The sequence below is a fragment of the Streptomyces sp. NBC_01216 genome, from assembly GCF_035994945.1.
In the GTDB taxonomy this organism is placed as follows: Bacteria; Actinomycetota; Actinomycetes; order Streptomycetales; family Streptomycetaceae; genus Streptomyces.
Genome location: NZ_CP108677.1, coordinates 5,686,204 through 5,710,793, shown reverse-complemented (window position 1 = coordinate 5,710,793; position 24,590 = coordinate 5,686,204). Strand labels below are relative to the sequence as shown.

Genomic DNA, 24,590 nt, shown 5'->3' with positions numbered 1-24,590 from the left:
CCGATCAACGACCGCGCAGGGAGCGGTAGGTGCCGACCAGTGCGGCCGTCGAGCCGTCGAGCGTCTCGCCTCCGCCGCCCCCGGTCAGCACCGGCTCGATCTTCTTCGCGAGCACCTTGCCGAGCTCGACGCCCCACTGGTCGAAGGAGTCGATGTCCCACACCGCGCCCTGGACGAACACCTTGTGCTCGTACAGCGCGACGAGCTGGCCGAGGACCGAGGGGGTGAGTGCCTTCGTCAGGATCGTGGTCGTCGGGTGGTTGCCGCGGAAGGTCTTGTGCGGGACCAGCTCCTCGGGAACGCCTTCGGCCCGTACCTCCTCGGGCGTCTTGCCGAAGGCCAGCGCCTGGGTCTGGGCGAAGAAGTTGGCCATCAGCAGATCGTGCTGGGCGACCAGGCCCGGCAGTAGGTCGCGGACGGGCTCGGCGAAACCGATGAAGTCCGCGGGGATGAGCTTGGTGCCCTGGTGGATCAACTGGTAGTACGCGTGCTGTCCGTTGGTGCCGGGAGTGCCCCACACCACCGGTCCGGTCTGCCAGTCGACGGGCCGCCCCTCGCGGTCCACGGACTTGCCGTTGGACTCCATGTCGAGCTGCTGGAGGTACGCGGTGAACTTGGACAGGTAGTGCGAGTAGGGCAGCACGGCGTGTGACTGGGCGTCGAAGAACGCGCCGTACCAGACGCCGAGCAGGCCGAGCAGCAGCGGGGCGTTCTCCTCGGGCGGCGCGGTGCGGAAGTGCTCGTCGACGAGGTGGAAGCCGTCGAGCATCTCGCGGAAACGGTCCGGGCCGATGGCGATCATCAGGGAGAGGCCGATGGCGGAGTCGTAGGAGTAGCGTCCGCCGACCCAGTCCCAGAACTCGAACATGTGGGCCGTGTCGATGCCGAACTCCTCGACCTTCCCGGCGTTGGTCGACAGGGCCACGAAGTGCCGGGCGACGGCCTCCTGACCGGCCCCCAGTCCGGCGAGCAGCCAGCTGCGCGCGGAGGTGGCGTTGGTGATCGTCTCGATGGTGGTGAAGGTCTTCGAGGCGACGACGAAGAGCGTCTCGGCCGGGTCGAGGTCGCGGACGGCCTCGTGGAGGTCGGCGCCGTCCACGTTGGAGACGAAACGGAACGTCAGGTCCCGCTGCGTGTAGGAGCGCAGGACCTCGTAGGCCATGGCGGGGCCGAGGTCGGAGCCGCCGATGCCGATGTTCACGATGTTCTTCACCGGGCGGCCGGTGTGGCCGGTCCAGTCGCCCGCGCGGACGCGGTCGGCGAAGACGGCCATCCTGTCGAGCACGGTGTGCACGCCCGGGACGACGTCCTCGCCGTCGACCTCGATCACGGCTTCGCGAGGGGCACGCAGCGCGGTGTGCAGGACGGCGCGGCCCTCGGTGGTGTTGATCTTCTCACCGCGGAACATGGCGTCGCGCAGGTCGGCGACCCCCGTCGCGGCGGCCAGCTCGCGCAGCAGCGCCAGCGTCTCGTCGGTCACCAGGTTCTTCGAGTAGTCCAGGTACAGGTCGCCCACCCGCAGGGTGTACGTGCCCCCGCGCTCCGGGTCGGCGGCGAACAGTTCGCGCAGATGGGTGTCGCCCAGCTGCTCACGGTGCTTGCCGAGGGCGGCCCACTCCGGCGTCTGGTTGAGCCTGGTTCGGCCTTCGGTCTTCATCTCGGACATCGCCCATTCTTCTCGTGCTGCTCCTTGCCCCGCTGCCCGTCCAACCTAATTGATCGCGGGGCGAAGGACGCGACGGCGGGCGAGCCCGTGGCGAGCCGGACGGCGGCCGGTGGTCGCGGTGCGCGGGGCCCGGCCGGCGGCTCACCGGGGAACGCCGCCGGAACACCTCGCGGATTCGGCGCGAAACCGACGGAAGGGGCCTGGCCCACGAACTCGGTTCGTGGGCCAGGCCCCTTCCGTCACGTCGTCACACCACGCTCAGATCTCGCCGCGGAGTTTGGCGAGCGCCTCGGCGAGGATGGCCTCGCCGTCCGCGTCGCTGCGTCGCTCGCGCACGTACGCGAGGTGCGTCTTGTACGGCTCGGTTCGAGGCGGGTCCGGCGGGTTGTCCTGGTCCTGACCTGCCGGGAATCCGCAGCGCGGACAGTCCCACGTGTCCGGGACCTGCGCGTCACTGGCGAAGCTCGGCTGCGTCTCGTGCCCGTTCGAGCACCAGAAGGAGATGCGGAGGCGCGGTGCCGACTCGCCCCGCTCGGCCTCCCCCATCGGCCCCGCTCCGACCCGGCTTCCCCGGATCGCGTTGCCACTTGCCACGGTCGTAACTCCCTGCGTGATGGTGCTCGAAGATGCCCCAGTCTACGTAAGGCCCAACGCGCGTCCAGTGATTGGAGTTACAAACTGCTGCGCTCAGCCATTCGCCTTCATCAGCACGGCAAGTACGACAATGCACGCGAACCACATCAGACCGACCACCACGGTGATCCGGTCCAGGTTACGCTCGGCGACCGAGGAGCCACCGACGGACGACTGCATGCCGCCGCCGAACATGTCGGAGAGGCCGCCACCCTTCCCCTTGTGCATCAGCACGAGCAGCATCAGCAGCGCGCTGAAGACGATCAGGGCGATCGAGAACCCCATAACCACGGCTGGACCCTACTTCCTGGCAATTCCCGGATGGAGACGAACTACGGGGGCCGGCAGACGGTGCACGCCTGCCCGGCCCCCGCAAGGGTACGACGGATCGCCGCTACGGCATACTCACTGGTCGCGGAAGCGGACGATCTTGACGAACTCGTCGGCGTCCAGTGCCGCGCCGCCCACCAGGGCGCCGTCGACGTCCGGCTGCGCCATGATCGCGGCGACGTTGCCCGCCTTGACCGAGCCGCCGTACTGGATGCGGACCTTGTCGGCCAGCTCCTGGGAGTACAGCTCCGCGAGACGGCCGCGGATCGCGCCACAGACCTCCTGCGCGTCCTCGGGGGTGGCCACCTCACCGGTACCGATGGCCCACACCGGCTCGTAGGCGATCACGACGGACTCGGCCTGCTCGGCCGGGACGTCCTTCAGGCCGCCGTCGATCTGGCGCAGCGTGTGCGGGACCTGCTCACCCGCCCTGCGGACGTCCAGGCCCTCGCCGACGCACAGGATCGGGGTCAGTCCGTGCGTGAACGCGGCCTTCACCTTGGCGTTGCAGACCTCGTCCGACTCCGCGTGGTACTGACGTCGCTCGGAGTGACCCACGGCCACGTAGGCGCACTTCAGCTTGGACAGCATCAGGCCCGAGATCTCACCGGTGTAGGCACCGGAGTCGTGCGCCGAGATGTCCTGGGCACCGTACTTGATCTTGAGCTTGTCGCCGTCGACGAGGGTCTGCACGGACCTCAGGTCGGTGAAGGGCGGCAGCACCGCGACCTCGACGGCGTCGTAGTCCTTGTCGGTGAGCGCGAAGGCGAGCTTCTGGACGTGGGCGATGGCCTCGAGGTGGTTGAGGTTCATCTTCCAGTTGCCCGCCATCAGCGGGGTACGGGAACTCACTTTTTCTCAGTCCTCCAGTGCGGCGAGGCCGGGGAGCGTCTTGCCCTCGAGGTATTCGAGGGAGGCGCCGCCACCGGTCGAAATGTGGCCGAAGGCGTTCTCGTCGAAGCCCAGGGTCCGGACCGCGGCGGCGCTGTCGCCACCGCCGACCACGGTGTAGGCGCTGCTGTCGACGAGGGCCTGGGCGACGGCGACGGTGCCGCCGGCGTAGTCGGGGTGCTCGAAGACGCCCATCGGACCGTTCCAGAAGACGGTCTCGGCATCGGCGATCTTGGAGGCGTAGAGCGCGTTCGTCCTCGGGCCACTGTCGAGGCCCAGCATCGTCGACGGGATCTTGTCGGCGTCGACGGTCTCGAACGTGGCGGGTGCCTTGGTCTTGAGGTCCGGGAAGTCCGCGGAGACCAGCACGTCGACCGGGAGCACCAGCTCGACGCCGTTGTCCTCGGCGCGTCGCATGTACTCCTTGACGATCTCGACCTGGTCCTTCTGGAGCAGGGAGACGCCGACCTCGTAGCCCTTGGCGTAGAGGAAGGTGTACGCCATGCCGCCGCCGATCAGGATGCGGTCGGCCCGGCCGAGCAGCTCGTCGATCACGGCGAGCTTGTCGGAGACCTTGGCGCCGCCCAGGACGACCACGTAGGGCCGCCTGACGTCGGAGGTGAGCCTCTTGAGGACGCCGACCTCGGTCGCGATGAGGTAGCCGGCGGCGTGCGGCAGGCGGGCCGGAAGGTCGAAGACCGAGGCGTGCTTGCGGTGCACGGCACCGAAACCGTCGCCGACGTAGACGTCGGCGAGGGCCGCGAGCCGGTCCGCGAAGGCGCCGCGCGCGGCGTCGTCCTTGGCGGTCTCGCCGGCGTTGAAACGGAGGTTCTCCAGCACGGCGACCCCGCCGTCGGCCAGGGCCGCGACGGTGGAGGCGGCGGAGTCACCGACGGTGTCGGTCGCGAACGCGACATCGGCACCGAGCAGTTCACCCAGACGGGCGGCGGCCGGGGCGAGTGAGAAGGCCGGGTCCGGGGCACCCTTGGGGCGGCCCAGGTGGGAGGCGACCACGACGCGGGCACCGGCGCCGGCGAGCGCCTTGATCGTGGGGACCACGGCACGGATACGGCCGTCGTCGGTGATGGTGGTGCCGTCCAGCGGCACATTGAGGTCGGCGCGGACGAATACCCGCTTGCCGGCGACGCCTTCGGCGAGAAGCTCGTCGATCGTCTTCATCTTCGTACTGACTCCTTGGAACGCGGTGGAGCACACGACACAGGGCTCGCACAGCGCGACGTTACGCTGTCCGAGCCCTGCGCTCACATCAAGGGGTGGCCACCCCGGGAATCAGAGCCGGCCGCCGACGAAGACCGTGAGGTCGACGAGGCGGTTGGAGTAGCCCCACTCGTTGTCGTACCAGCCGAGGATCTTCACCGTGTTGCCCTCCTGGACCATGGTCAGGGAGGAGTCGAAGGTGCAGGAGGCCGGGTCGCTGACGATGTCCGAGGAAACGATCGGGTCCTCGGTGTAGTACAGGATGCCCTTGAGGTCGCCGTCGTCGGCGGCCTTCTTGAACGCGGCGTTGACCTCGTCCTTGGTGACCTCGCGCTGCAGCGTCACGACCAGGTCGGTCGCGGAGCCGGTGGGAACCGGGACACGCATGGCGATGCCGTCCAGCTTGCCCTTGAGCTGCGGGAGGACCAGGGCGGTGGCCTTGGCGGCACCGGTCGTGGTCGGGATGATGTTCTCCGCGGCGGCGCGGGCGCGACGCAGGTCGGAGTGCGGGAAGTCCAGGATGCGCTGGTCGTTGGTGTACGCGTGGACCGTCGTCATCAGGCCCTTGACGATGCCGAAGTTCTCGTCGAGGACCTTGGCCATCGGCGCCACGCAGTTGGTGGTGCAGGAGGCGTTGGAGATGACGTGGTGCTGCGCCGGGTCGTACTCGTCCTGGTTGACGCCCATGACGATGGTGATGTCCTCGTCCTTGGCCGGGGCCGAGATGAGGACCTTCTTCGCGCCGCCCGCGATGTGCTTCTCGGCGTCGGCCTTCTTGGTGAAGATGCCGGTCGACTCGATGACGACGTCGACGCCCAGCCGGCCCCACGGGATGTCGGCCGGGTTGCGCTCGGAGAGCACCTTGATGGTGTGACCGTCGACGGTGATGGTGTCGGCGGTGTGGGTGACCTCGGCCTTGAGGCGTCCCAGGATGGTGTCGTACTTCAGCAGATGAGCAGTGGTCGCGGTGTCACCCAGATCGTTGACAGCCACGATCTCGATGTCAGCACCCTGCTCCAGCAGCGCGCGGAAGTAGTTACGACCGATGCGGCCAAAGCCGTTGATGCCTACGCGGATCGTCACGAAACCGATCTCCTCGTTGGTACGCCGGGTTTCGACGCCGGCGAGCTGTATGGGATGTCCCCGACCGCTTACGACCCTACCCCCCCGAAAGACGGGGGGTGACATTGAGCGCACCGCCGCTCATAAGGGAACGGTGGCGTCCTGCCGCTACTCACGAGTAACGGGCCGCGCGAGGTCGTATGAGCCGATTCATCCAGGTCAGCGGCGCAGGGAACCGAGCGCCCTTCCGATGATCTGCCTCCGCTCCGCCGCGTTCCCGAGGTGCTCCAGTCCGAAGCCGAGGAGGACGGTGTCCCGGGTGGTGACGGCCGCCTGGGAGTGGAAGAGGCCCGGGGAGCGCACCCAGTCACCGCCGTTCCCGGGACTGCCGGCCGGCGCCCCCGTCACGGACCAGGCACCCAGCGCCGTCTCGAAGCCCTCGCCGCCCCCGGGCGTGCCGCCGACGACGAGCGCGGTCTCGTCGACGAACGCGCCCATCCCCCCGGTGCCGGGGTCCGAGATGTACGAGAGCGAGAGCTCGACCCTCTTGCCCGCGTAGGCGCTCAGGTCGACCGACGCCCGCTGCCAGCCGTTGGAGGGGCCGGTGAAGGCGTTCCAGGTACCGGTGGTGCCGGTCGTGGCACAGCCGTCCTCGCCCACCGTCAGATAGTGGGTGAGGAAGGGGTGACCGCCGACGTAGTAGCCCTCGCCGCAGTCGGCCGGGGCCGCGGAGGAGGTGCCGCCTTCGGCGTCGGGCAAGGTGGTCCAGTCGTCCTGTCCGACGGTGTGCGCCTCGACGACGAGGTTGTCGTAGCCCGGCTCGGTGTCGTAGCTGACCTGGAACCTCAGGGCCGGCGCGGCGCCGGCGTCGACCCCGGTGAGGTCCACGGTCCGGCTGAGCCGGGTCCAGGTGTCGTCGGCATGACGCGCGGCGGCGAAGTACGAGCCCTCGTAGGGCTCGAAGGGGGTGCGGAGACCGGGGTAGTCGCCCGCGGAGGAGCTACGGAACCGCGGGAACCGGTCGGGCTTCAGGGTGTCGGAGGTGACGGTGTAGGCGCCGGCGTCGTCCAGCGGGTTGTCCGCGGCGGGCCCGAGCGTGGCCCGGACGCCTCCGAATCCGCCGGAACCGGCGAAGGCGGAGGCACCCTTCAGGCCGGCGCGGTGGTAGGCGCCGAGGTAGTACTGGGCGAAGTCGTTGGAGTCGGCACGGCCGATGTCGACGAATCCGCCGGACTTCTCCCCCGCGACGACCAGCTTGCCGCCCTCGTTGAGGTAGGCGCGGACGGCGAGCATGACCGGACCCGAGGGCTGTTCCGCGCCGGTGTACCATACGACCGCGCGGAAGTGGCTCAGCACGCCGAGCGGGTCCGGGGTGCCCCGGGTGGCGACGTCCCAGACGACGGCGCGGCGGCCGGTGGCCGCGAGCGCCTCGGTGTAGGCGGCGGCGTGCCGCGCGGCGGACGTCCCGCCCTCCTCCGCGAGGACCAGCACGTCGCCCCGCGGACGCTCGGCCACCGTGTAGGTGAACGGCGCCGACGAGGTCGTCTTCCCTCCGCGGGTGCGGCCGGTGAACCAGACCTCGACCGTGTCGCCCGGCCCGGCGCCCGCCACCTCGCCCCGGTACTGGTCGAAGTAGAGGTTGTCCTCACCGCCGTAGGTCTCGCCGCCGCGCCACGCCGTGAGCCGTCCGGTGTGCGTACGGCCCCCGTTGACGCGGTACTTGAGCCGCTTGGCCACCAGCGACCCGCGCGCGGTGACCGAGACCTCCTGGCCGCCGCCGCGGGCGTAGGAGGTGGTGAAGGCGTCCGGGGTGAAGTCCGGGGCGTCCAGGCCCGTGAGGGAGACCGGACGGTCCGGGTGGGAGGCGCTCTCGGCGACGGCGAGGGCGAAGGGGACGTTCTTCGCGAACTCCGCCTGGATCAGTCGCTCGTCGTCCGGGAAGGTGAAGACGGAGGCGCAGTCGGCCGGCTCCCAGTCGTCGTTCGGGTCGACGCGCGAGGCGGTGGCGCAGGTCGACATCTCCGGGGTGAACATCTGCATCCCGTTGACGTTGGCCGCGTGGCCGTCGGCCTCGCCGTTGGTGGTGTAGAGCTCCGAGGAGACCTGCGGACGGTAGCCGGGGACCGCCGGCTTCTGCGGGGTGCCGGCGAGCGCCTTGAGCGCGATGTCGTCGGGGGTGTCGGTGGCGACCTGCCAGCCGACGCCGTAGAGCAGGAGCTGGGCGGCCGAGTGGTAGTTGACGCCGTACCGGAAGCCGATTCGCTTCTGGAAGGCGTCCAGGGCCCTCGTCTCCGGCTCGGACATCGGGCCGGTGCCGCGGTAGGTCTCGTCGGCCGGGTCGGGCGACGAACCCTCGTTGTCGTATCCCCACTTGTAGGCGAAGTTGCGGTTGAGGTCGACGCCGTCGCCCGGCTCGATCCGGCCGTCGCCGTCGTTGTCGCGCAGGTTCTTGCGCCACTGCCGGTTGGCGGGATCGGCGTGGGTGAAGTCGTAGCCGTCCGGGTTGGCGGAGAGCACGAACCACAGTTCGGTGGAGTCGACGATCTTCGTGACCCGGGTGTCCTTGCCGTACCCGTCGAGGTAGTAGTGCATCAGCCGCCGGGTCATCTCGGGGGTGATCCACTCACGGGCGTGCTGGTTGGACATGTACAGGGTGGCGGGGCGGGAACCGTCCCTGGACTTCGCGGCGCCCTTGCTGACCTTGAGGGCGAGGATGTCCTGGCCCTTGACCGTCTTGCCGAGGGAGACGACCTTGGTGAGGCCCGGATGGCTCCGGGCCGTGGCGAGGACCTCCCGCTTGAGGCCGTTCTCTCCGCCGTACGGGCGGAACACGCCGTCCCCCGCCGCGGCCACCCGCTTCTCTGCCTGCGAGGTCAGCGTGTGCTCGGCGAGTGCGACCCCCTTCTCGCGCAGCCGGCCGGCCTGCCGGCCGGTGAGGACGAGCTCCAGCGTGGCGGAGCCCCGCTCCGGTACCTGCTCGGTCAGCTCGTGGGCGTCGGCGCCCGCGTCGAGCAGGAGCGGCACCTGCTCCTTGCCGACCGTCGCGCGCCACACGGAGAGGGCTTCGCCGTCGGCGCCGTGGGGCGAGCCGTTCGGTTCCGCTCCGGCGACGGGTGCCGCCGCCAGCCCCGCCATCAGCAGTGAAGCCGCGGCGAGGATCGATCCCGCTCTGCGTCTCATAAGCCCCCCTTGCTGTCGTCTGCCACGAAAATGAACAGACGACAGGCTCTGGTGGGCCCATGACCATGTCAAGAGCGCGTCCGGCGTGTCGGGCGCGGGCGGCGCAAAGCCGTCGGCGATACCTCAACAAGGCACCGTCGGCGGCGAGTCGAGCGGAACCACCCTTCGACCGGCGAGCCCCCGACGGGCGGGAGCCCCACCCTTCGGCCGAAGACCACCCGAGATGCGCTCAGCGCCTGTCGGGTGGCCTTCGGCCGACAGGCGCTCAGCCGACCAGGCTGTCGTCGAGCTCCTCGCTCAGATTGGACTCGGTCCCGGGGACACCCAGGTCCTGGGCCCGCTTGTCCGCCATGGCGAGCAGGCGGCGGATCCGGCCGGCGACCGCGTCCTTGGTCAGCGGCGGGTCCGCGAGCGCGCCCAGCTCCTCCAGGGACGCCTGCTTGTGCTCCATGCGGAGCCGGCCCGCGGCGGCGAGGTGCTCGGGCACCTCGTCCGCCAGGATCTCCAGCGCCCGCTGCACCCTGGCGCCGGCGGCGACCGCCGCGCGGGCCGAACGGCGCAGGTTGGCGTCGTCGAAGTTGGCCAGCCGGTTGGCGGTGGCGCGGACCTCGCGACGCATCCGCCGCTCCTCCCAGGCCAGCACCGACTCGTGGGCGCCCAGCCGGGTCAGCAGGGCACCGATCGCGTCCCCGTCCCGCACGACGACCCGGTCCACCCCCCTGACCTCGCGGGCCTTCGCCGCGATGCTCAGCCGCCGTGCCGCGCCCACGAGGGCGAGGGCGGCCTCCGGACCGGGGCAGGTCACCTCCAGCGAGGAGGAGCGGCCCGGTTCGGTCAGCGAGCCGTGGGCCAGGAAGGCGCCGCGCCAGGCGGCCTCGGCGTCACAGGTGGCTCCGGAGACGACCTGCGGGGGCAGGCCGCGGATCGGCCGGCCGCGGCCGTCGACCAGGCCGGTCTGGCGGGCCAGCTGGTCGCCGCCGGCGACCACGCGGACGACGAAGCGGGAACCGCGCCGCAGCCCGCCGGGGGCCATCACGATCAGCTCCGAGCTGTGCCCGAAGATCTCCAGGATGTCCCGCTTCAGACGCCGGGCCGCCATCGCGGTGTCCAGCTCCGCCTCGATCACGATCCGGCCGCTCACCAGGTGCAGACCGCCCGCGAACCGCAGGATCGACGAGACCTCTGCCTTCCTGCAGCAGGTCCGGGTGACGGGAAGCCGGGAGATCTCGTCCTTCACCGCTGCCGTCATCGCCATGGGCCGATCCTTCCATGCATCCGAAAAATACGGTCGTACGCGGCGGCCAACAGCTCCGGATCGTGCTTCGGGAGCCCGTCGGCGCGGGCGACCGGCGCCAGCTCGACCGCGGCGCCGAACCGCTTGGCGGCGTCGGCGAGGGATTCACGGTCGGGCACGGCGGCCACGTCGGCCAACACCACGTCCAACGCGAGTTTAGGGGCGTGTCGTCCCAAAACCTCCAAATGACGTTGCGGAGAGAACCCCTCGGTTTCTCCCGGCTGCGGCGCGAGGTTGAGCGAGAGCACCCGACGGGCCTTGGTCTCCGTCAGGGCGTCCAGCAGTTCGGGCACGAGCAGGTGCGGAATCACCGAGGAGAACCAGGAGCCGGGACCCAGGACGACCCAGTCCGCGTCCAGGACCGCGGCCACGGCCTCGGGCACGGCCGGCGGATCGTTGGGGACCAGGTGCACCGACTGCACCTCACCGGGGGTGAGCGCCACCGTCGCCTGGCCCCGGACGGTGTCCACCTCGTCCGGGCGGGTCGGATCGTGGCCCCTGACCAGCGCCTGGAGCTCCAGCGGGACGGCGGACATGGGCAGCACCCGGCCGTGCGCGCCGAGCAGCTTCCCGACCAGGTCCAGCGCCTGGACGTGGTCGCCGATCTGCTCCCACAGGGCGACGATCAACAGGTTGCCGACCGCGTGCTCGTGCAGGTCGCCCTTGGACTGGAAGCGGTGCTGGATGACCCGGGCCCAGGTCTGGCCCCAGTCGTCGTCGCCGCACAGCGCGGCGAGCGCCTTGCGCAGGTCGCCGGGCGGCAGCACGCCCAGTTCCTCGCGGAGCCGTCCGCTGGAGCCTCCGTCGTCGGCGACGGTGACCACGGCGGTCAGGTCACCGGTGATGCGGCGCAGGGCGGCGAGGGAGGCCGACAGGCCCATGCCCCCGCCGAGTGCGACGACCTTGGGCTGGGCGCCGCGTCTGCGGAGCGTACGCACCGAAAGGGTGGACGTACGTCGGCGATAGGGCTTCACTCGCGCCCCATGTCCCGGTGGACGACGACGGTCTCGACCCCTTCCGCGGCGAGGCGGGCGGCCAGCTTCTCGGAGGTGGCGACCGAGCGGTGCTTGCCGCCCGTGCAGCCGACGGCGATCGTCACGTACCGCTTGCCCTCGCGGCGGTAGCCGGCCGCGATCAGCTGGAGCAGCTCGGTGTAGCGGTCGAGGAACTCCTTGGCGCCCGGCTGGTTGAAGACATAGGCCGAGACCTCCTCGTTGAGGCCGGTGAAGGGCCGCAGCTCGGGGACCCAGTGCGGGTTGGGCAGGAAGCGCATGTCGACGACGAGATCGGCGTCGACGGGCAGCCCGTACTTGAATCCGAAGGACATGACCGTGGCCCGCAGCTCCGGCTCCTCTTCGCCCGCGAACTGGGCGTCCATCTTGGCACGCAGCTCGTGGACGTTGAGGCTGGAGGTGTCGATGACCAGGTCGGCGTCCCCGCGAAGCTCGCGCAGCAGGTCGCGCTCGGCGGCGATCCCGTCGGTGATCCGGCCGTCGCCCTGGAGAGGGTGAGGTCTGCGGACCGACTCGAAGCGCCGGACGAGGGCCTCGTCGGAGGACTCCAGGAAGACGATCCGGCGGGTGACCTGCTGGGAGTCGAGGACGGCGAGGGACTCCCGGAGGGCGTCGAAGAACTGCCGACCGCGGACGTCCACGACGACGGCGATCCTGGCGACGTTGCCCTGGGAGCGTGCGCCGAGCTCAACCATGGTGGGGATCAGCGCGGGTGGCAGGTTGTCGACGACGAACCAGCCGAGGTCCTCCAGGCACTTCGCCGCGGTGGACCGGCCGGCGCCGGACATGCCGGAGATGATGACCAGCTCGGGGATGGCCGCGTCGGCGGTCTCGCCGGCCTCCTTCGTGCTCGTACTCACGTGTCCTGCTCCGTCTTCTTCTCGGTCGTGCGTGTCGTGCTGTTCACGCGGTTCGCGCACGGCGTGCTCGTCGTGCGCGGTCATGCGGTCGTGCCCCCGTCGTCTTCCATGATCTCTCCTGTCGCCGTATTCACGGCAGGCGCGGCGGGGGCCGCCTGCGCGAGGGCCACCGCGACGGCCTCCGCCGTCTTGCGGCCCATGCCGGGGACCTCGCAGATCTGCTCGATTGTCGCCTGCCGCAGCCGCTTCACCGAGCCGAAATGCTTGATCAACGCCTGTTTGCGGCTGTCGCCGAGCCCGCGGACCGCGTCCAGGGGGCTGGTCCTGACGCGCTTGTTGCGCTTCGAGCGCTGATAGCGGATGGCGAAGTCGTGAGCCGTGTCACGTACCCGCTGGAGGAGGTACAGGCCCTCGCTGGAGCGGGGCAGCACCACGGGGTCGTCGTCTCCGGGCAGCCAGACCTCTTCGAGGCGCTTGGCGAGACCGCAGACGGCGATGTCGTCGATACCGAGCTCGTCGAGCGCGCGCCGGGCGGCGGCGACCTGGGGCCGGCCACCGTCGACGACGACGAGCTGGGGCGGGTAGGCGAAGCGTTTCGGCCTGCCGTCGTCCGTGGCGGCGGGGTCCACGCCTTCGCCGTCGATCCGGCGCGGCGCTCCGCCGGCGTAACCGTCGTCCGCGCCGACGGCGCTCTCGTCCTCGGCGACCCCTTCGGGGCCCCACTCCCCCGTCCGCTCCTTCTCCGCGAGGTACCGCCTGAAGCGGCGGCTGATCACCTCGTGCATCGAACGGACGTCGTCCTGGCCTTCGAAGCCCTTGATCTGGAAGCGCCGGTACTCGCTCTTGCGCGGCAGTCCGTCCTCGAAGACGACCATGGAGGCCACCACGTCGTCGCCCTGAAGGTGCGAGACGTCGAAGCACTCGATGCGCAGCGGCGCCGAGTCCAGCTCCAGGGCCTCGGCGATCTCCTCCAGGGCGCGTGAGCGGGTGGTCAGGTCACTGGCGCGCTTGGTCTTGTGCAGGACCAGAGCCTGCTGGGCGTTGCGCGCGACCGTCTCCATGAGGTCCTTCTTGTCGCCGCGCTGCGGGACGCGCAGCGAGACACCGGACCCGCGCCGGCCGGCGAGCCACTGGCTGAGGGCTCCGGCGTCCTCGGGCAGCGTCGGGACGAGGACCTCCTTGGGCACCGCGTCGCCGCTCTCCTCCCCGTACAGCTGCTGGAGCGCGTGCTCGACGAGCCCGGCCGTGGTGACGGCCTCGACCTTGTCGGTGACCCAGCCGCGCTGTCCGCGCACGCGTCCGCCGCGGACGTGGAAGATCTGGACGGCGGCCTCCAGCTCGTCCTCGGCGAGCGCGATCAGGTCGGCGTCGGTGGCGTCGGCGAGAACGACGGCGCTCTTCTCCATCGCCCGGCGTAGTGCCGTTATGTCGTCCCGCAGCCGGGCCGCCTTCTCGTACTCCGTCTCCTCGGCCGCCGCCGTCATCCGCTTCTCCAGACGCCGGATGTACGTACCGGTGCGACCGGCCATGAAGTCGCAGAACTCCGCGGCCAGTTCGCGGTGCTCCTCGGGCGTGACGCGGCCCACGCAGGGGGCCGCGCACTTGCCGATGTAGCCGAGGAGACACGGCCGGCCGGCGGAGGCCGCGTTGCGGAACACGCCGGCGGAGCAGGTACGGACGGGGAAGACGCGGAGCATCAGGTCGACGGTCTCGCGGATGGCCCAGGCGTGCGCGTACGGCCCGAAGTAGCGCACGCCCTTCTTCTTGTGGCCGCGCATCACCTGAACGCGCGGGAACTCCTCGCCCAGGGTGACCGCGAGGTACGGATAGCTCTTGTCGTCCCGGTACTTGACGTTGAACCGCGGGTCGTACTCCTTGATCCAGGAGTACTCCAGCTGCAGCGCCTCGACCTCCGTCGAGACGACCGTCCACTCCACCGAGGCGGCGGTGGTCACCATGGTGGCCGTACGCGGGTGCAGGCTCGCGAGCGGCTGGAAGTAGTTGGCCAGCCGCTGTCGCAGGGACTTCGCCTTCCCGACGTAGATCACCCGGCGGTGTTCGTCGCGGAACTTGTAGACCCCCGGCGAATCGGGGATCTGCCCCGGCTGGGGCCGGTAGCTGGAGGGGTCGGCCATGCTCCCCACCCTACTGGCGGGGACCGACGCTCAGGGCGGGCACGCCCGTTGGTACGGCGGGACGAGCGGGGCGCCGGGCGCTCCGGGACCACGGGTGCGGCGGCGGGTAACCGGCCGGGCGACGGCGCCACGGCCCGTGCACGGCGGGCGGGTGGTCCGCGGGGTACGGGCGGGTGCGGACGGCCGGCGGACCGGCCCCGTCCGGGCCGGGACAACCCGGACGGGGAACCGCGGCTCAGGGCTCTGAGAGCCTGTCGGGTGGCCTCTGAGCCGCGGGGCACGGGGCCCGGCCGGCGGCCCCGGAGGGAACCGGCCGGGCCCCGCGATCAGGTGGCGGTACCTCGCCGGCGTCGCACGGCCGCCACCGCCGGCACGCACAGCGCCAGGGCGACCCCCACGCCCGCCGCCGTCACGCCCGCCGGGAGGGCCGGCTCCTCGCCGGCGGAAACGGGAGCCGCGGTACCGTAGCCGCCGGCCGCGCCCTTCCGGGCGTAGGCGGAGCCGGGCAGCTTGTCCCCGTACGCCGCCGCGACCCGCTGTCGGTAGGCGTTCAGGCTGGTGCCGTTCCGGCCGACGGCCCGCACCGCGTCCTCGTCCAGCGGCAGCACCTTCGCCCCCTTCTGGACGTACCAGGCGTCGATCTGCGGCTCACGGAACACGACCCCGCCGGGCAGCGCCCGCGCCCCTTGCGCCGCGTAGCGGACCTCGTCGTCGCCGGTGGCGATGTTCACCACCTGCCAGGCGCCGTCCGTCTGCCGCACGGTCCACAGCGAGGCCGTCCGGCCGTCCGAGGCCACCGCCTTGCTCGCGTGGAACTCGACCCGGGCGACCGGGGCCCCCGGCTTCCCCGCGACGAAGTCCGGGGACAGCACGCGCACCGGCACCGCTGCCCCCTCGATCCGCGGCCGGGTCGCCGAGCGGGCGAGGGCGCCGTCCCGCGCGAAGAAGCGGGACAGCGTGTCCAGGGTCGCCGGGGCGGAGGCGGCCTGTTCGGGGCTGGCCGCCGACGGCGGAGGCGGCCCGGCGGGCTGCGCGGCGGCCGGCACGGCACCGAGGGCGACGAGACCGGCGGCGGACAGCAGTCCGGTGGTCGCGGCACGGAGGAACGTCATGGCCGTCACGCCCCGATCCGGTAGAGCGAGTGGGTCCAGGAGAACGAGCCGTTGTTCACGTACCAGGCGTGCGAGGCCCAGTTGTAGCGGTCGCTGGAGGGCCAGGGGTCCCCCCAGTACACCCAGCTGCCGGAGTCGTCGTAGCCGTAGACCACGTGCATGTGGCCACCACCGCTCGACCACTGGATCCGTGTCTCGACCGGGCGGTCGGCGTTGATCTCGCTCTGCACGGTGGAGTACCGCAGCCAGCCGTTGACGTACGAGCCGGGGCTGATGCCCGCCCAGCTCAGACCGGTCTGCACATGGCCCAGCGTGGCCTGGTTGTCGGGGCAGTCGTACCCCTGGGTCCGCCGGAAGGCGGCGTTGCAGAACTGGTTCTGCGAGTAGCCGCGGCCGAACCAGGTCGCGATGGTGTTGCCGGATGCGGCCCAGCACCAGTTGCTCTTCTGCTGCGCCTGCATGGTGATGCCGAGGCGCTTGTACGCGAGGGCCGACACGTCGCTCCCGGCCGGGGCGGCGACAGGGGCCGGGGCACCGGAGGCCGGGGTGGCGGCGGAGGCCGAGGTGGTGGGGACGAGGAAGAGGGCGGCAGCGGCGAGTGCCGCGAGGGACGTTTTTCTCCTGCGCATCGCGTTCCTCCCGGGGCGGGGGGGGTGTGGGGATGTGTGTGGAGCGTGTGGGGGGTGGGGGTGTGGGGGGTGGAGGAGCGCGTCCGGACGCTGCTGAGGAGCATCGAGCGTTGTCGGAAACCGGTCAACACGCTTCAATGCGGGGTGACGGCGGGCTGTGAACGGTGTGACCCGGCTGTGAACACACGTCCTCACGCCACCTGCGGCCCCGCGACCGGCTGCGCGACGGCCCGCCCCTCGCGTCGTGAACGTTCACTGAGGAGTCCCCGTGGGGCACACCGAGGCCGATCTGGTGCAGCTGCTGCACACCGGTCCGTTCCACCTGGCCCTGCGCACGGCCTTCGCCGTGCGCGGTCTGCCGCTCCAGCGGGTGCAGCACCATCTCGCGCACCGGGGCGTCAAGGTCGGTGTGACCAGTCTCAGTTACTGGCAGCAGGGCGCCCGGCGCCCGCAGCGGCCGGAGTCGATGAAAGCCGTCCGCGCCTTGGAGGAAGTGCTCCAGCTGCCCGTGAACTCGCTGATCCGGCTGCTGGCCGAGGATGCCGGAGGGCGCGGTGACGTGGAGCGGCCGGCGAGTCGCTCGTACCGCTCGCTGGTGGAGGCGTCCGGCGCGGTCGAGGAGCTGCTCGCGGAACTGGAGACGCCGGTCGACGGCGGGCTGCACACGGTGGGGCACCACGAACGGGTCCGGATCGGGGCGGGCCGGGAACTGGTGGGCCGCGAGTCCCAGCATGTGGTGCGGGCGCACCGGGACGGCGTCGACCGCTACCTGGCCGTCCACCGCGGGGACCCGGGATGCGATCCGTCCCGGGTCGAGGTGCGCGCGCTGGAGAACTGCCGGACCGGCCGGGTGCGCTGGCACGCCGACACCGGGGTGGTGGTCGCCGAGCTGCTCTTCGACACCCGGCTGCGGGCCGGTGACACCCATCTCTTCGGCTACGGCTTCGAGGACGGGACGGCCGGTCCGAGCGGTGAGTACCTGCGCGGCTTCCGCTTCGCCGGCGGGCAGTACGTGCTGCAGGTGCGCTTCGACGAGGCGGCGTTGCCGGTACGGTGCCGCAGCTTCGCGCAGGTCTCGGCCGGGGCGCCGCGCGGCGGACGAGCGGACCTGACACTGAGCGGCCGACATCGCGCCGTCCACCGGGTGGAGCAGGGGGTACGGCCGGGGATCCTGGGGATCGACTGGGACTGGGTGTGAGGGCCCGGCGGTCTCGCGGTTACGCCTCCGGTCCCGCGACGAGCCTGCCGCCCTCGACCCTGACCGGGACCTCGGGGAGCGGGACGGTCGCCGGGCCCTGGACGGCCTCGCCGGTGGTGACGTCGAAGCGGCTGCCGTGGCAGGGGCAATGGCCCTCGTTGTCCTCGACCTCGTCGAGCAGGCATCCGGCGTGGGTGCACTGGGCGCTGAACGCCTTGTAGCGGCCCTCGGCGGGGCAGCTCACCACGACCCGCTGTTCGCGGTAGAGCCGCGCGCCGCCGACCGGCACCTCCTCGGGTGCGCCGAGGGGGACCGGGGCCGTCGGGGTCGGGACCTGGGCGTGGCCCAGGTTCGACTCGGTGGAACAGGCGGCGACGCCCAGCCCGGCGGTACCGGCGAGTGCGGCGCCTTTGAGTACGGTGCGGCGGCTGGACTGGCCGGACATGTGGGCTCCACGGTGGGATCGGGGCATCGGGTGACGGAAGCGACGATACCGGCGGTCCGCGGCGGACCGTCGCCGGGGCTGTCGTGACGGGCGGGGCATGGGCTACGTTCACGGACGTGATCGTCGTCGCCGGTGAATCCCTGATCGACCTGGTGCCGGACGGCTCCCCGGGCCCCTTGTCCCCGCTGGTGCCCCGGCCGGGCGGAGGCCCGTACAACACGGCCGTGGCGCTGGCACGGCTCGGCGCGGACGTGGCCTTCTGCTCGCGGGTCTCCACGGACGCCTTCGGGGAGGCGCTCCTCGGGGGGCTACGGGCGGCGGGGGTCCACGACGGACTCGTGCAGCGCGGCCCGGAACCGACGGCACTGGCGGTCGCCTCGGTGGGGCCGGACGGCTCGGCAGGCTACTCCTTCCACGTCGAGGGGACCGCGGACCGGCTCTTCGCCCTGCCGGATTCCCTCCCGGACGGGGTGCGGGCCCTGGCCTTCGGCACCTGCTCGCTGGCCCTGGAGCCGGGCGCGAGCGCGTACGAGGCGCTGCTGCGACGGGAGGCGGAGCGCGGTACGCCGGTCCTGCTGGACCCCAACGTTCGGGCCGCCCTGATCCCCGACGCGGGGACCTACCGTGCCCGCTTCGTGTCCTGGCTGCCGCACGTCTCCGTCCTGAAGCTCTCGGAGGAGGACGCGGCCTGGCTGGGCGGCACGCCGGCCCAGTGGCTCGGGAGGGGGCCCCGCGCGGTCGTGCTGACCCGGGGTGCGGCGGGCCTGACCGCATACACCGCCGCCGGCGAGGTGTCGGTACCGGCGGTCGGCGTGCCGGTCGCCGACACGATCGGCGCGGGCGACACGGTGAACGCGGCGCTGCTGCACGGTCTGGGGGACCGGGCCGTGGGGGCCCTGGACGCGCGGGCCTGGCGAGATCTCCTCGGGTACGCGGCGAGGGCGGCGGCCGTGACCTGTACGCGTCCGGGCGCGGAGCCGCCGTACCCGCACGAACTGGGTCCGTTCCGGGAGCCCGCCGGATGATCTCCGGCGGGCCCGGGGTCACCCGGCGGGCTCCGCGGCGCGGCGGCGTTCCGCGGGAAGGCCGCCGCGCGGTGGAGGGGATCGTCAGGACGCGCGGGAGCGGCGCGTCGCCGTCCCGGTGGCCGTCTTCTTCGCCGTCGTCTTCTTCGCCGCCGTCTTCTTCGCCATGGTGGTACCGGCCGCGGTCTTCGCGACCGCCTTGCCGGCCGCCGTCGCCTTCTTCGCGGGCGTCTTCTTCGCGGGCGTCTTCTTCGCGGTCCGGGAGCCGTCACGTGCCGCCGGGACCGTGGCGTCGCTGATCCGGTCCGCCCCGAGGATCTCGCGGAGGAACTTGCCGGTGTGGCTCTCCGGCACCGACGCGACCTCTTCCGGCGTGCCCTCGGCGATCACGAGACCGCCTCCGCTGCCGCCCTCCGGGCCCATGTCGACGACCCAGTCAGCGGTCTTGATGACGTCGAGGTTGTGCTCGATGACGATGACGGAGTTGCCCTTGTCGACGAGACCGGACAGGACCTTGATCAGCTTGGAGATGTCCTCGAAGTGCAGACCGGTGGTCGGCTCGTCCAGGACGTAGACCGTGCGTCCGGTGGACCGCTTCTGAAGTTCGGAGGCGAGCTTCACGCGCTGCGCCTCACCGCCCGAGAGCGTCGGCGCGGACTGGCCGAGACGGACGTACCCGAGGCCCACCTCGTTCAGGGTGCGCAGGTGGCGGGCGATGGTCGGGACGGCCTCGAAGAAGTCCAGTGCCTCCTCGATGGGCATGTTCAGGACCTCGGCGATGGACTTGCCCTTGTAGTGCACCTCGAGGGTCTCGCGGTTGTACCGGTCGCCGTGACAGACCTCGCACGGGACGTAGACGTCCGGCAGGAAGTTCATCTCGATCTTGATCGTGCCGTCGCCGGAGCAGTTCTCGCAGCGGCCGCCCTTGACGTTGAAGGAGAAGCGGCCCGGCAGGTAGCCGCGGACCTTGGCCTCCATCGTCTCGGCGAACAGCCGGCGGACGTGATCGAAGACGCCGGTGTAGGTCGCCGGGTTGGACCGCGGCGTGCGGCCGATCGGTGACTGGTCGACGTGGACGACCTTGTCGACGAGCTCGTCGCCGTCCACCCGGGTGTGCCGCCCGGGCACCGACTTGGCGCCGTTCAGCTCGCGCGCCAGGTGGGTGTAGAGGATGTCGTTGACCAGGGTCGACTTGCCCGATCCGGAGACTCCGGTGACGGCGGTGAGGACGCCCAGCGGGAAGGAGACGTCGATGTCCCGCAGGTTGTTCTCCCGGGCGCCGTGCACGGTGAGCCGGCGCGTGGGGTCCACCGGGCGCCGGGTCTCGGGCGTCCCGATGGCCCGGCGGCCCGAGAGGTACTGCCCGGTCATCGACTCGGTGTTGGTGAGCAGCTCGGCCAGGGACCCGGAGTGGACGACCTTGCCGCCGTGCTCGCCCGCTCCCGGACCGATGTCGACGACCCAGTCGGCGACCTTGATGGTGTCCTCGTCGTGCTCGACGACGATGAGCGTGTTGCCCATGTCCCGCAGCCGGACGAGGGTCTCGATGAGCCGGTGGTTGTCGCGCTGGTGCAGGCCGATGGACGGCTCGTCCAGCACGTAGAGCACGCCGACCAGGCCGGAGCCGATCTGGGTGGCGAGCCGGATGCGCTGGGCCTCGCCGCCGGAGAGCGTACCGGCCGCGCGGTTGAGCGAGAGGTAGTCGAGGCCGACGTCGACGAGGAAGCGCAGCCGCTCGTTGACCTCCTTCAGGACGCGCTCGGCGATCTTCTTGTCGCGGGCGTTCAGCGTGAGCCGGCCGAGGAAGTCGGCGCACTCGCTGATCGACATCGCGGAGACCTCGGCGATGGACCGCTCCATCACCGTGACCGCGAGGACGATCGGCTTGAGCCGGGTGCCCTCGCAGGTCGGGCAGGGCACCTCGCGCATATAGCCCTCGAAGCGCTCGCGGCTGGAGTCGCTCTCGGCCTCGCTGTGGCGCCGCTTCACGAAGGAGACCGCGCCCTCGAAGGCGGGCGTGGTGTAGGCCCGCTCGCGGCCGTAGCGGTTGCGGTAGCGGACCTCGACCTGGGTCTTGTGGCCGTGCATCAGGGCCTTCTTGGCCCGCTGCGGGAGTGCGGCGTAGGGCAGGTCCGTGCGGAAGCCCAGTGCCTGGGAGAGGCCGCCGATGAGTCGCCCGAAGTACTCCTTGGTGTGGCCGTGCGACCAGGGGTGGATGGCGCCCTCGTCCAGGGACCTGTCCTCGTCGGGGACGATCAGCTCGGGATCGACCTCCATGCGGGTGCCGATGCCGGTGCAGTCCGGGCAGGCTCCGAAGGGCGAGTTGAAGGAGAAGGAACGCGGCTCCAGCTCCTCGAAGGACAGGTCGTCGTACGGGCAGTACAGGTGCTCCGAGTACATCCGCTCGCGCTCGGGGTCGTCCTCGGCGAGGTCGACGAAGTCGAGCACCACCATGCCGCCGGAGAGTCCGAGTGCGGTCTCGACGGAGTCGGTGAGCCGGCGCTTGGCGCCGTCCTTCACGGTGAGGCGGTCCACGACCACCTCGATCGTGTGCTTCTCCTGCTTCTTCAGGGTCGGCGGTTCGCTCAGCTGGATCGTCCGGCCGTCGACCCGGGCCCGGCTGTAGCCCTTGGTCTGGAGGTCGGCGAAGAGGTCGACGAACTCGCCCTTGCGCTCGCGCACCAGCGGCGAGAGAACCTGGAAGCGGCTGCCCTCGGGCAGTTCCAGGACCTTGTCGACGATGGCCTGCGGCGACTGCCGGGAGATGGGCCGCCGGCACTCGGGGCAGTGCGGCTTGCCGATGCGGGCGAAGAGCAGCCGGAGGTAGTCGTAGACCTCCGTGATGGTGCCGACCGTCGAGCGCGGGTTGCGCGAGGTCGACTTCTGGTCGATCGAGACGGCCGGCGAAAGCCCCTCGATGAAGTCGACGTCCGGCTTGTCCATCTGACCGAGGAACTGCCGGGCGTAGGAGGAGAGCGACTCGACGTACCGGCGCTGCCCCTCGGCGAAGATCGTGTCGAACGCGAGCGAGGACTTCCCCGACCCGGACAGCCCGGTGAAGACGATGAGTGAGTCACGCGGGAGGTCGAGCGAGACGTTCTTGAGGTTGTGCTCGCGAGCGCCACGGACGATGAGACGGTCGGCCACGCCGGTCCGCACCTTTCTTGAGAGAGCGGAGGCACAGGAGTGCGGGTCGCAGATATGCCTGGATGTGCTGAATACCCAACAACCAAGGATGCCGGATGCTTCCACCGAGCCTATAGCACGCACATTCGATTTACGGCCTCGCTCTCACCGCTTCACCCGAACGAGTGGCGGCGCTAGGGTCGGCCCCATGATCGACCATGTGCGTGACCTGGAATCTGTACGTGAAGCGACCGACCGGCTCCTCCACGCAGCCGCTTCCCTGGACAACGCGTCGACGGCGTCGGCGTCACGGCTTCCGGGGTGGACCCGCGGCCACGTCCTCGCCCACCTCGCCCGCAACGCGGACGCCCTGGTGAACGTCCTCGAGGGCCTTCCCATGTACGCGGACGCCGCGACCCGCGACGGCGACATCGCGCGTGACGCCGTACGCCCGCTCGACGTCCAGATCGCCGACGTGCGCGAGTCCGGCGAGCGCTTCCAGGCCGTGGCCGCGGAGCCCGCCGACTGGGACCGGATCGTGGAGCTGCGCAACGGCGTCACGGACCGCGCGGGCCGGTTGCCCTTCCGACGCTGGGCGGAGGTCGCGCTGCACCACGTCGACCTGGATGTCGGCTACGAGCTGGAGGACCTGCCCGAGGAGTTCACCCTGCGGGAGATCGACTTCCTGGCCGAGCGGTTCGCCGGCCGCGAGGACGTACCGTCGACCGGACTGCGGTCCGACAGCGGCGCGACGTGGACGACCGGCGGCGGTGCCGACGGCGGTCCCGTCGCCGTCTCCGGCCCCGCCCCTGAACTGCTCGGCTGGCTCGCCGGCCGAAGGGACGGCTCCGCCCTGAAGACCGAGGGCGGCCCGCTGCCACAACTCCCCCCGTTGTAACGCAGCCTGTCGGGGGCCGGGGATAGGCTGGCGCCATGACGTACAGCGGAGCGGTGAGGGTCGGCGGACCGGCCGACGTACACGAGCTGACGGACCTGATGATCTCCAAGGTCGCGGTCGGGCCGATGGACAACAACGCGTATCTGCTGCGGTGCCGGGCGACCGGCGAACAGCTCCTGATCGACGCCGCCAATGAGACCGGCACCCTGCTGACGCTGATCGGTGACGACGGCATCGCGTCCGTCGTCACCACCCACCGGCACGGCGACCACTGGCAGGCCCTGGCCGAGGTGGTCGCCGCCACCGGCGCCCGCACCTACGCCGGCGCGTACGACGTCGAGGGCATCCCGGTACCCACCGACGTCGCGGTCGAGGACGGCGACACCCTCCGGGTCGGCCGCGTCGAGCTGACCGCCCGGCGCCTGGCCGGGCACACCCCCGGCTCGATCGCCCTGGTCTTCGACGACCCGCACGGGCACCCGCACGTCTTCACCGGCGACTGCCTGTTCCCCGGCGGCGTGGGCAACACCTGGAAGGACCCGGCCGCCTTCGCGAGCCTGATCCACGACGTGGAGACCAAGCTCTTCGACGTGCTCCCCGACGAGACCTGGGTCTACCCGGGCCACGGCAAGGACACCACCCTGGGCGACGAGCGACCGCACCTCGCGGAGTGGCGCGCACGCGGCTGGTGACCGTGCTCCCGGGAGCCGGGCCCCGACAGGGGACACGACGGAGCGGCCTGTTCACGGACGCCGGGGCCGGTGCGGGGGACATCCGTCTCCCGCACCGGCCCCGGCACGTCGATCGGGGCCTCAGACCTCGACGCTGTCCTTCTCGGCCTCCCCCGCCGCCACCGGCGGCCTGCCCGAGCGGCCGGACTCGGCCGCCTCTCGCTCGGCCTGCCGCTTCGAGGCGATCAGGCTGGTGATCGTGGTGACGACCAGAACACCACAGATGACCGCCAGCGAGACCGGGATGGAGATCTCCGGGACGTGCACCCCGGACTCGTGCAGAGCGTGCAGCACCAGTTTCACACCGATGAAGCCGAGGATCACCGACAGTCCGTAGCTGAGGTGGACCAGCTTCTTGAGCAGGCCGCCGATCAGGAAGTACAGCTGCCGCAGACCCATCAGGGCGAAGGCGTTCGCGGTGAAGACGATGTACGGGTCCTGGGTCAGGCCGAAGATCGCCGGGATCGAGTCGAGCGCGAAGAGGATGTCGGTGGTGCCGATGGCCAGCATGACGACCATCAGCGGGGTGAGGACACGCTTGCCGTTCACCCGGATGAAGAGCTTCGTACCGTGGTACTTGTCGGCGACGCCGAACTTCTTCTCGATGGACTTGAGCAGACGGTTCTCCTCGAACTCGTCCTCCTCGTCGTCCGAACGCGCCTCCTGGATGAGCTTCCAGGCCGTGAAGATCAGGAACGCGCCGAAGAGGTAGAACACCCAGGAGAAACTGGCGATGATCGCCGCACCGGCCGCGATGAAGACAGCCCGCAGGACCAGCGCGATCAGGACACCGACGAGCAGGACGCGCTGCTGGAGATACGAGGGCACCGAGAACTTCGCCATGATCAGGACGAAGACGAAGAGGTTGTCGACGCTCAGCGACTTCTCGGTGATGAAGCCCGCGAAGAACTCGCCGGACGCCTGGCTGCTGCCGAAGACGAGCAGGCCGATCCCGAAGAGCACGGCCAGCGCGATCCAGACGATCGTCCAGATTCCGGCTTCCTTGACCGACACGTCATGAGGCTTGCGCCCGATGAGGAAGTCGATGGCGATGAGGGCGGACAGACCGAGAACGGTCAGCACCCACAGAGTCGTTGAAACGTCCACTGCGCCTCCGGCGTCGTACGGCTACTGATCAGCGTCG

Annotated in this window: 20 protein-coding genes; 4 read left to right on the top strand and 16 right to left on the bottom strand. The window is 70.8% G+C overall.

From position 1 onward, the window contains the following. Positions 1–4 precede the first annotated feature (4 nt). The 13 genes from pgi to OG393_RS25500 form a co-directional block, all read right to left on the bottom strand. Positions 5–1,666, bottom strand: a complete 1,662-nt coding sequence (gene pgi / locus OG393_RS25560; protein WP_442817358.1) for a glucose-6-phosphate isomerase — start codon at positions 1,664–1,666, stop codon at positions 5–7. Between the two features lie 258 nt (positions 1,667–1,924). Beyond that, positions 1,925–2,260, bottom strand: coding sequence for an RNA polymerase-binding protein RbpA (locus tag OG393_RS25555; protein ID WP_006349936.1), 336 nt, complete (start codon positions 2,258–2,260; stop codon positions 1,925–1,927). A gap of 93 nt (positions 2,261–2,353) precedes the next feature. Further along, entirely contained in the window at positions 2,354–2,584 is a 231-nt protein-coding gene (secG, locus tag OG393_RS25550) for a preprotein translocase subunit SecG (RefSeq protein ID WP_327378545.1), read from the bottom strand. 120 nt (positions 2,585–2,704) lie between these two features. Next, positions 2,705–3,481, bottom strand: a complete 777-nt coding sequence (tpiA, locus tag OG393_RS25545) for a triose-phosphate isomerase (protein WP_327377044.1) — start codon at positions 3,479–3,481, stop codon at positions 2,705–2,707. A gap of 6 nt (positions 3,482–3,487) precedes the next feature. Then, positions 3,488–4,699, bottom strand: coding sequence for a phosphoglycerate kinase (locus OG393_RS25540; RefSeq protein WP_327377043.1), 1,212 nt, complete (start codon positions 4,697–4,699; stop codon positions 3,488–3,490). A 111-nt stretch (positions 4,700–4,810) separates the two neighbouring features. Beyond that, a complete protein-coding gene (gene gap / locus OG393_RS25535; RefSeq protein ID WP_327377042.1) occupies positions 4,811–5,821 on the bottom strand; it encodes a type I glyceraldehyde-3-phosphate dehydrogenase in 1,011 nt (336 codons plus the stop codon). A 198-nt stretch (positions 5,822–6,019) separates the two neighbouring features. Continuing rightward, positions 6,020–8,980, bottom strand: a complete 2,961-nt coding sequence (locus OG393_RS25530; RefSeq protein WP_327377041.1) for a M14 family metallopeptidase — start codon at positions 8,978–8,980, stop codon at positions 6,020–6,022. Positions 8,981–9,245: 265 nt separating this feature from the next. Beyond that, complete coding sequence (gene whiA / locus OG393_RS25525) at positions 9,246–10,235, bottom strand: DNA-binding protein WhiA (RefSeq protein WP_327377040.1); 990 nt, start codon at positions 10,233–10,235, stop codon at positions 9,246–9,248. Continuing rightward, positions 10,226–11,248, bottom strand: coding sequence for a gluconeogenesis factor YvcK family protein (locus tag OG393_RS25520; protein ID WP_327377039.1), 1,023 nt, complete (start codon positions 11,246–11,248; stop codon positions 10,226–10,228). The genes whiA and OG393_RS25520 overlap by 10 nt, the downstream gene beginning before the upstream one ends. Continuing rightward, complete coding sequence (gene rapZ / locus OG393_RS25515) at positions 11,245–12,231, bottom strand: RNase adapter RapZ (protein WP_327377038.1); 987 nt, start codon at positions 12,229–12,231, stop codon at positions 11,245–11,247. Before rapZ ends, OG393_RS25520 begins: the two co-directional genes overlap by 4 nt. Next, complete coding sequence (gene uvrC / locus OG393_RS25510) at positions 12,228–14,282, bottom strand: excinuclease ABC subunit UvrC (RefSeq protein ID WP_327377037.1); 2,055 nt, start codon at positions 14,280–14,282, stop codon at positions 12,228–12,230. The genes rapZ and uvrC overlap by 4 nt, the downstream gene beginning before the upstream one ends. Positions 14,283–14,608: 326 nt before the next feature. Beyond that, positions 14,609–15,394 carry a hypothetical protein gene (locus tag OG393_RS25505; RefSeq protein WP_327377036.1) on the bottom strand — a complete coding sequence of 262 codons (786 nt, stop codon included), beginning with the start codon at positions 15,392–15,394 and terminating at the stop codon, positions 14,609–14,611. Between the two features lie 5 nt (positions 15,395–15,399). Beyond that, positions 15,400–16,023, bottom strand: a complete 624-nt coding sequence (locus OG393_RS25500) for a papain-like cysteine protease family protein (protein ID WP_327377035.1) — start codon at positions 16,021–16,023, stop codon at positions 15,400–15,402. Between the two features lie 268 nt (positions 16,024–16,291). Between OG393_RS25500 and OG393_RS25495 the strand changes: the two genes are divergently transcribed. After that, positions 16,292–17,221 (top strand): hypothetical protein, encoded by a 930-nt coding sequence (locus OG393_RS25495; RefSeq protein ID WP_327377034.1) that lies wholly within the window; start codon positions 16,292–16,294, stop codon positions 17,219–17,221. A gap of 19 nt (positions 17,222–17,240) precedes the next feature. Here the strand turns inward: OG393_RS25495 and OG393_RS25490 are convergent, their stop codons facing one another. Next, positions 17,241–17,666, bottom strand: a complete 426-nt coding sequence (locus OG393_RS25490) for a Rieske (2Fe-2S) protein (protein ID WP_327377033.1) — start codon at positions 17,664–17,666, stop codon at positions 17,241–17,243. A gap of 116 nt (positions 17,667–17,782) precedes the next feature. Here OG393_RS25490 and OG393_RS25485 point away from each other — a divergent pair, with 116 nt between their 5' ends. Next, positions 17,783–18,691: a carbohydrate kinase family protein gene (locus OG393_RS25485; RefSeq protein WP_327377032.1), complete on the top strand. Its 909-nt coding sequence runs from the start codon at positions 17,783–17,785 to the stop codon at positions 18,689–18,691. A gap of 84 nt (positions 18,692–18,775) precedes the next feature. On the opposite strand, the gene uvrA is transcribed toward OG393_RS25485, so the two are convergent. Further along, positions 18,776–21,838, bottom strand: a complete 3,063-nt coding sequence (gene uvrA, locus OG393_RS25480) for an excinuclease ABC subunit UvrA (RefSeq protein WP_327377031.1) — start codon at positions 21,836–21,838, stop codon at positions 18,776–18,778. A 187-nt stretch (positions 21,839–22,025) separates the two neighbouring features. Here uvrA and OG393_RS25475 point away from each other — a divergent pair, with 187 nt between their 5' ends. Together OG393_RS25475 and OG393_RS25470 are read left to right on the top strand one after the other, a co-directional pair. Further along, entirely contained in the window at positions 22,026–22,715 is a 690-nt protein-coding gene (locus OG393_RS25475) for a maleylpyruvate isomerase family mycothiol-dependent enzyme (RefSeq protein ID WP_327377030.1), read from the top strand. Positions 22,716–22,750: 35 nt separating this feature from the next. Then, complete coding sequence (locus OG393_RS25470; protein ID WP_327377029.1) at positions 22,751–23,407, top strand: MBL fold metallo-hydrolase; 657 nt, start codon at positions 22,751–22,753, stop codon at positions 23,405–23,407. Positions 23,408–23,527: 120 nt separating this feature from the next. Here the strand turns inward: OG393_RS25470 and OG393_RS25465 are convergent, their stop codons facing one another. Further along, positions 23,528–24,553: a TerC family protein gene (locus OG393_RS25465; RefSeq protein WP_327377028.1), complete on the bottom strand. Its 1,026-nt coding sequence runs from the start codon at positions 24,551–24,553 to the stop codon at positions 23,528–23,530. Between the last annotated feature and the right edge of the window lie 37 nt (positions 24,554–24,590).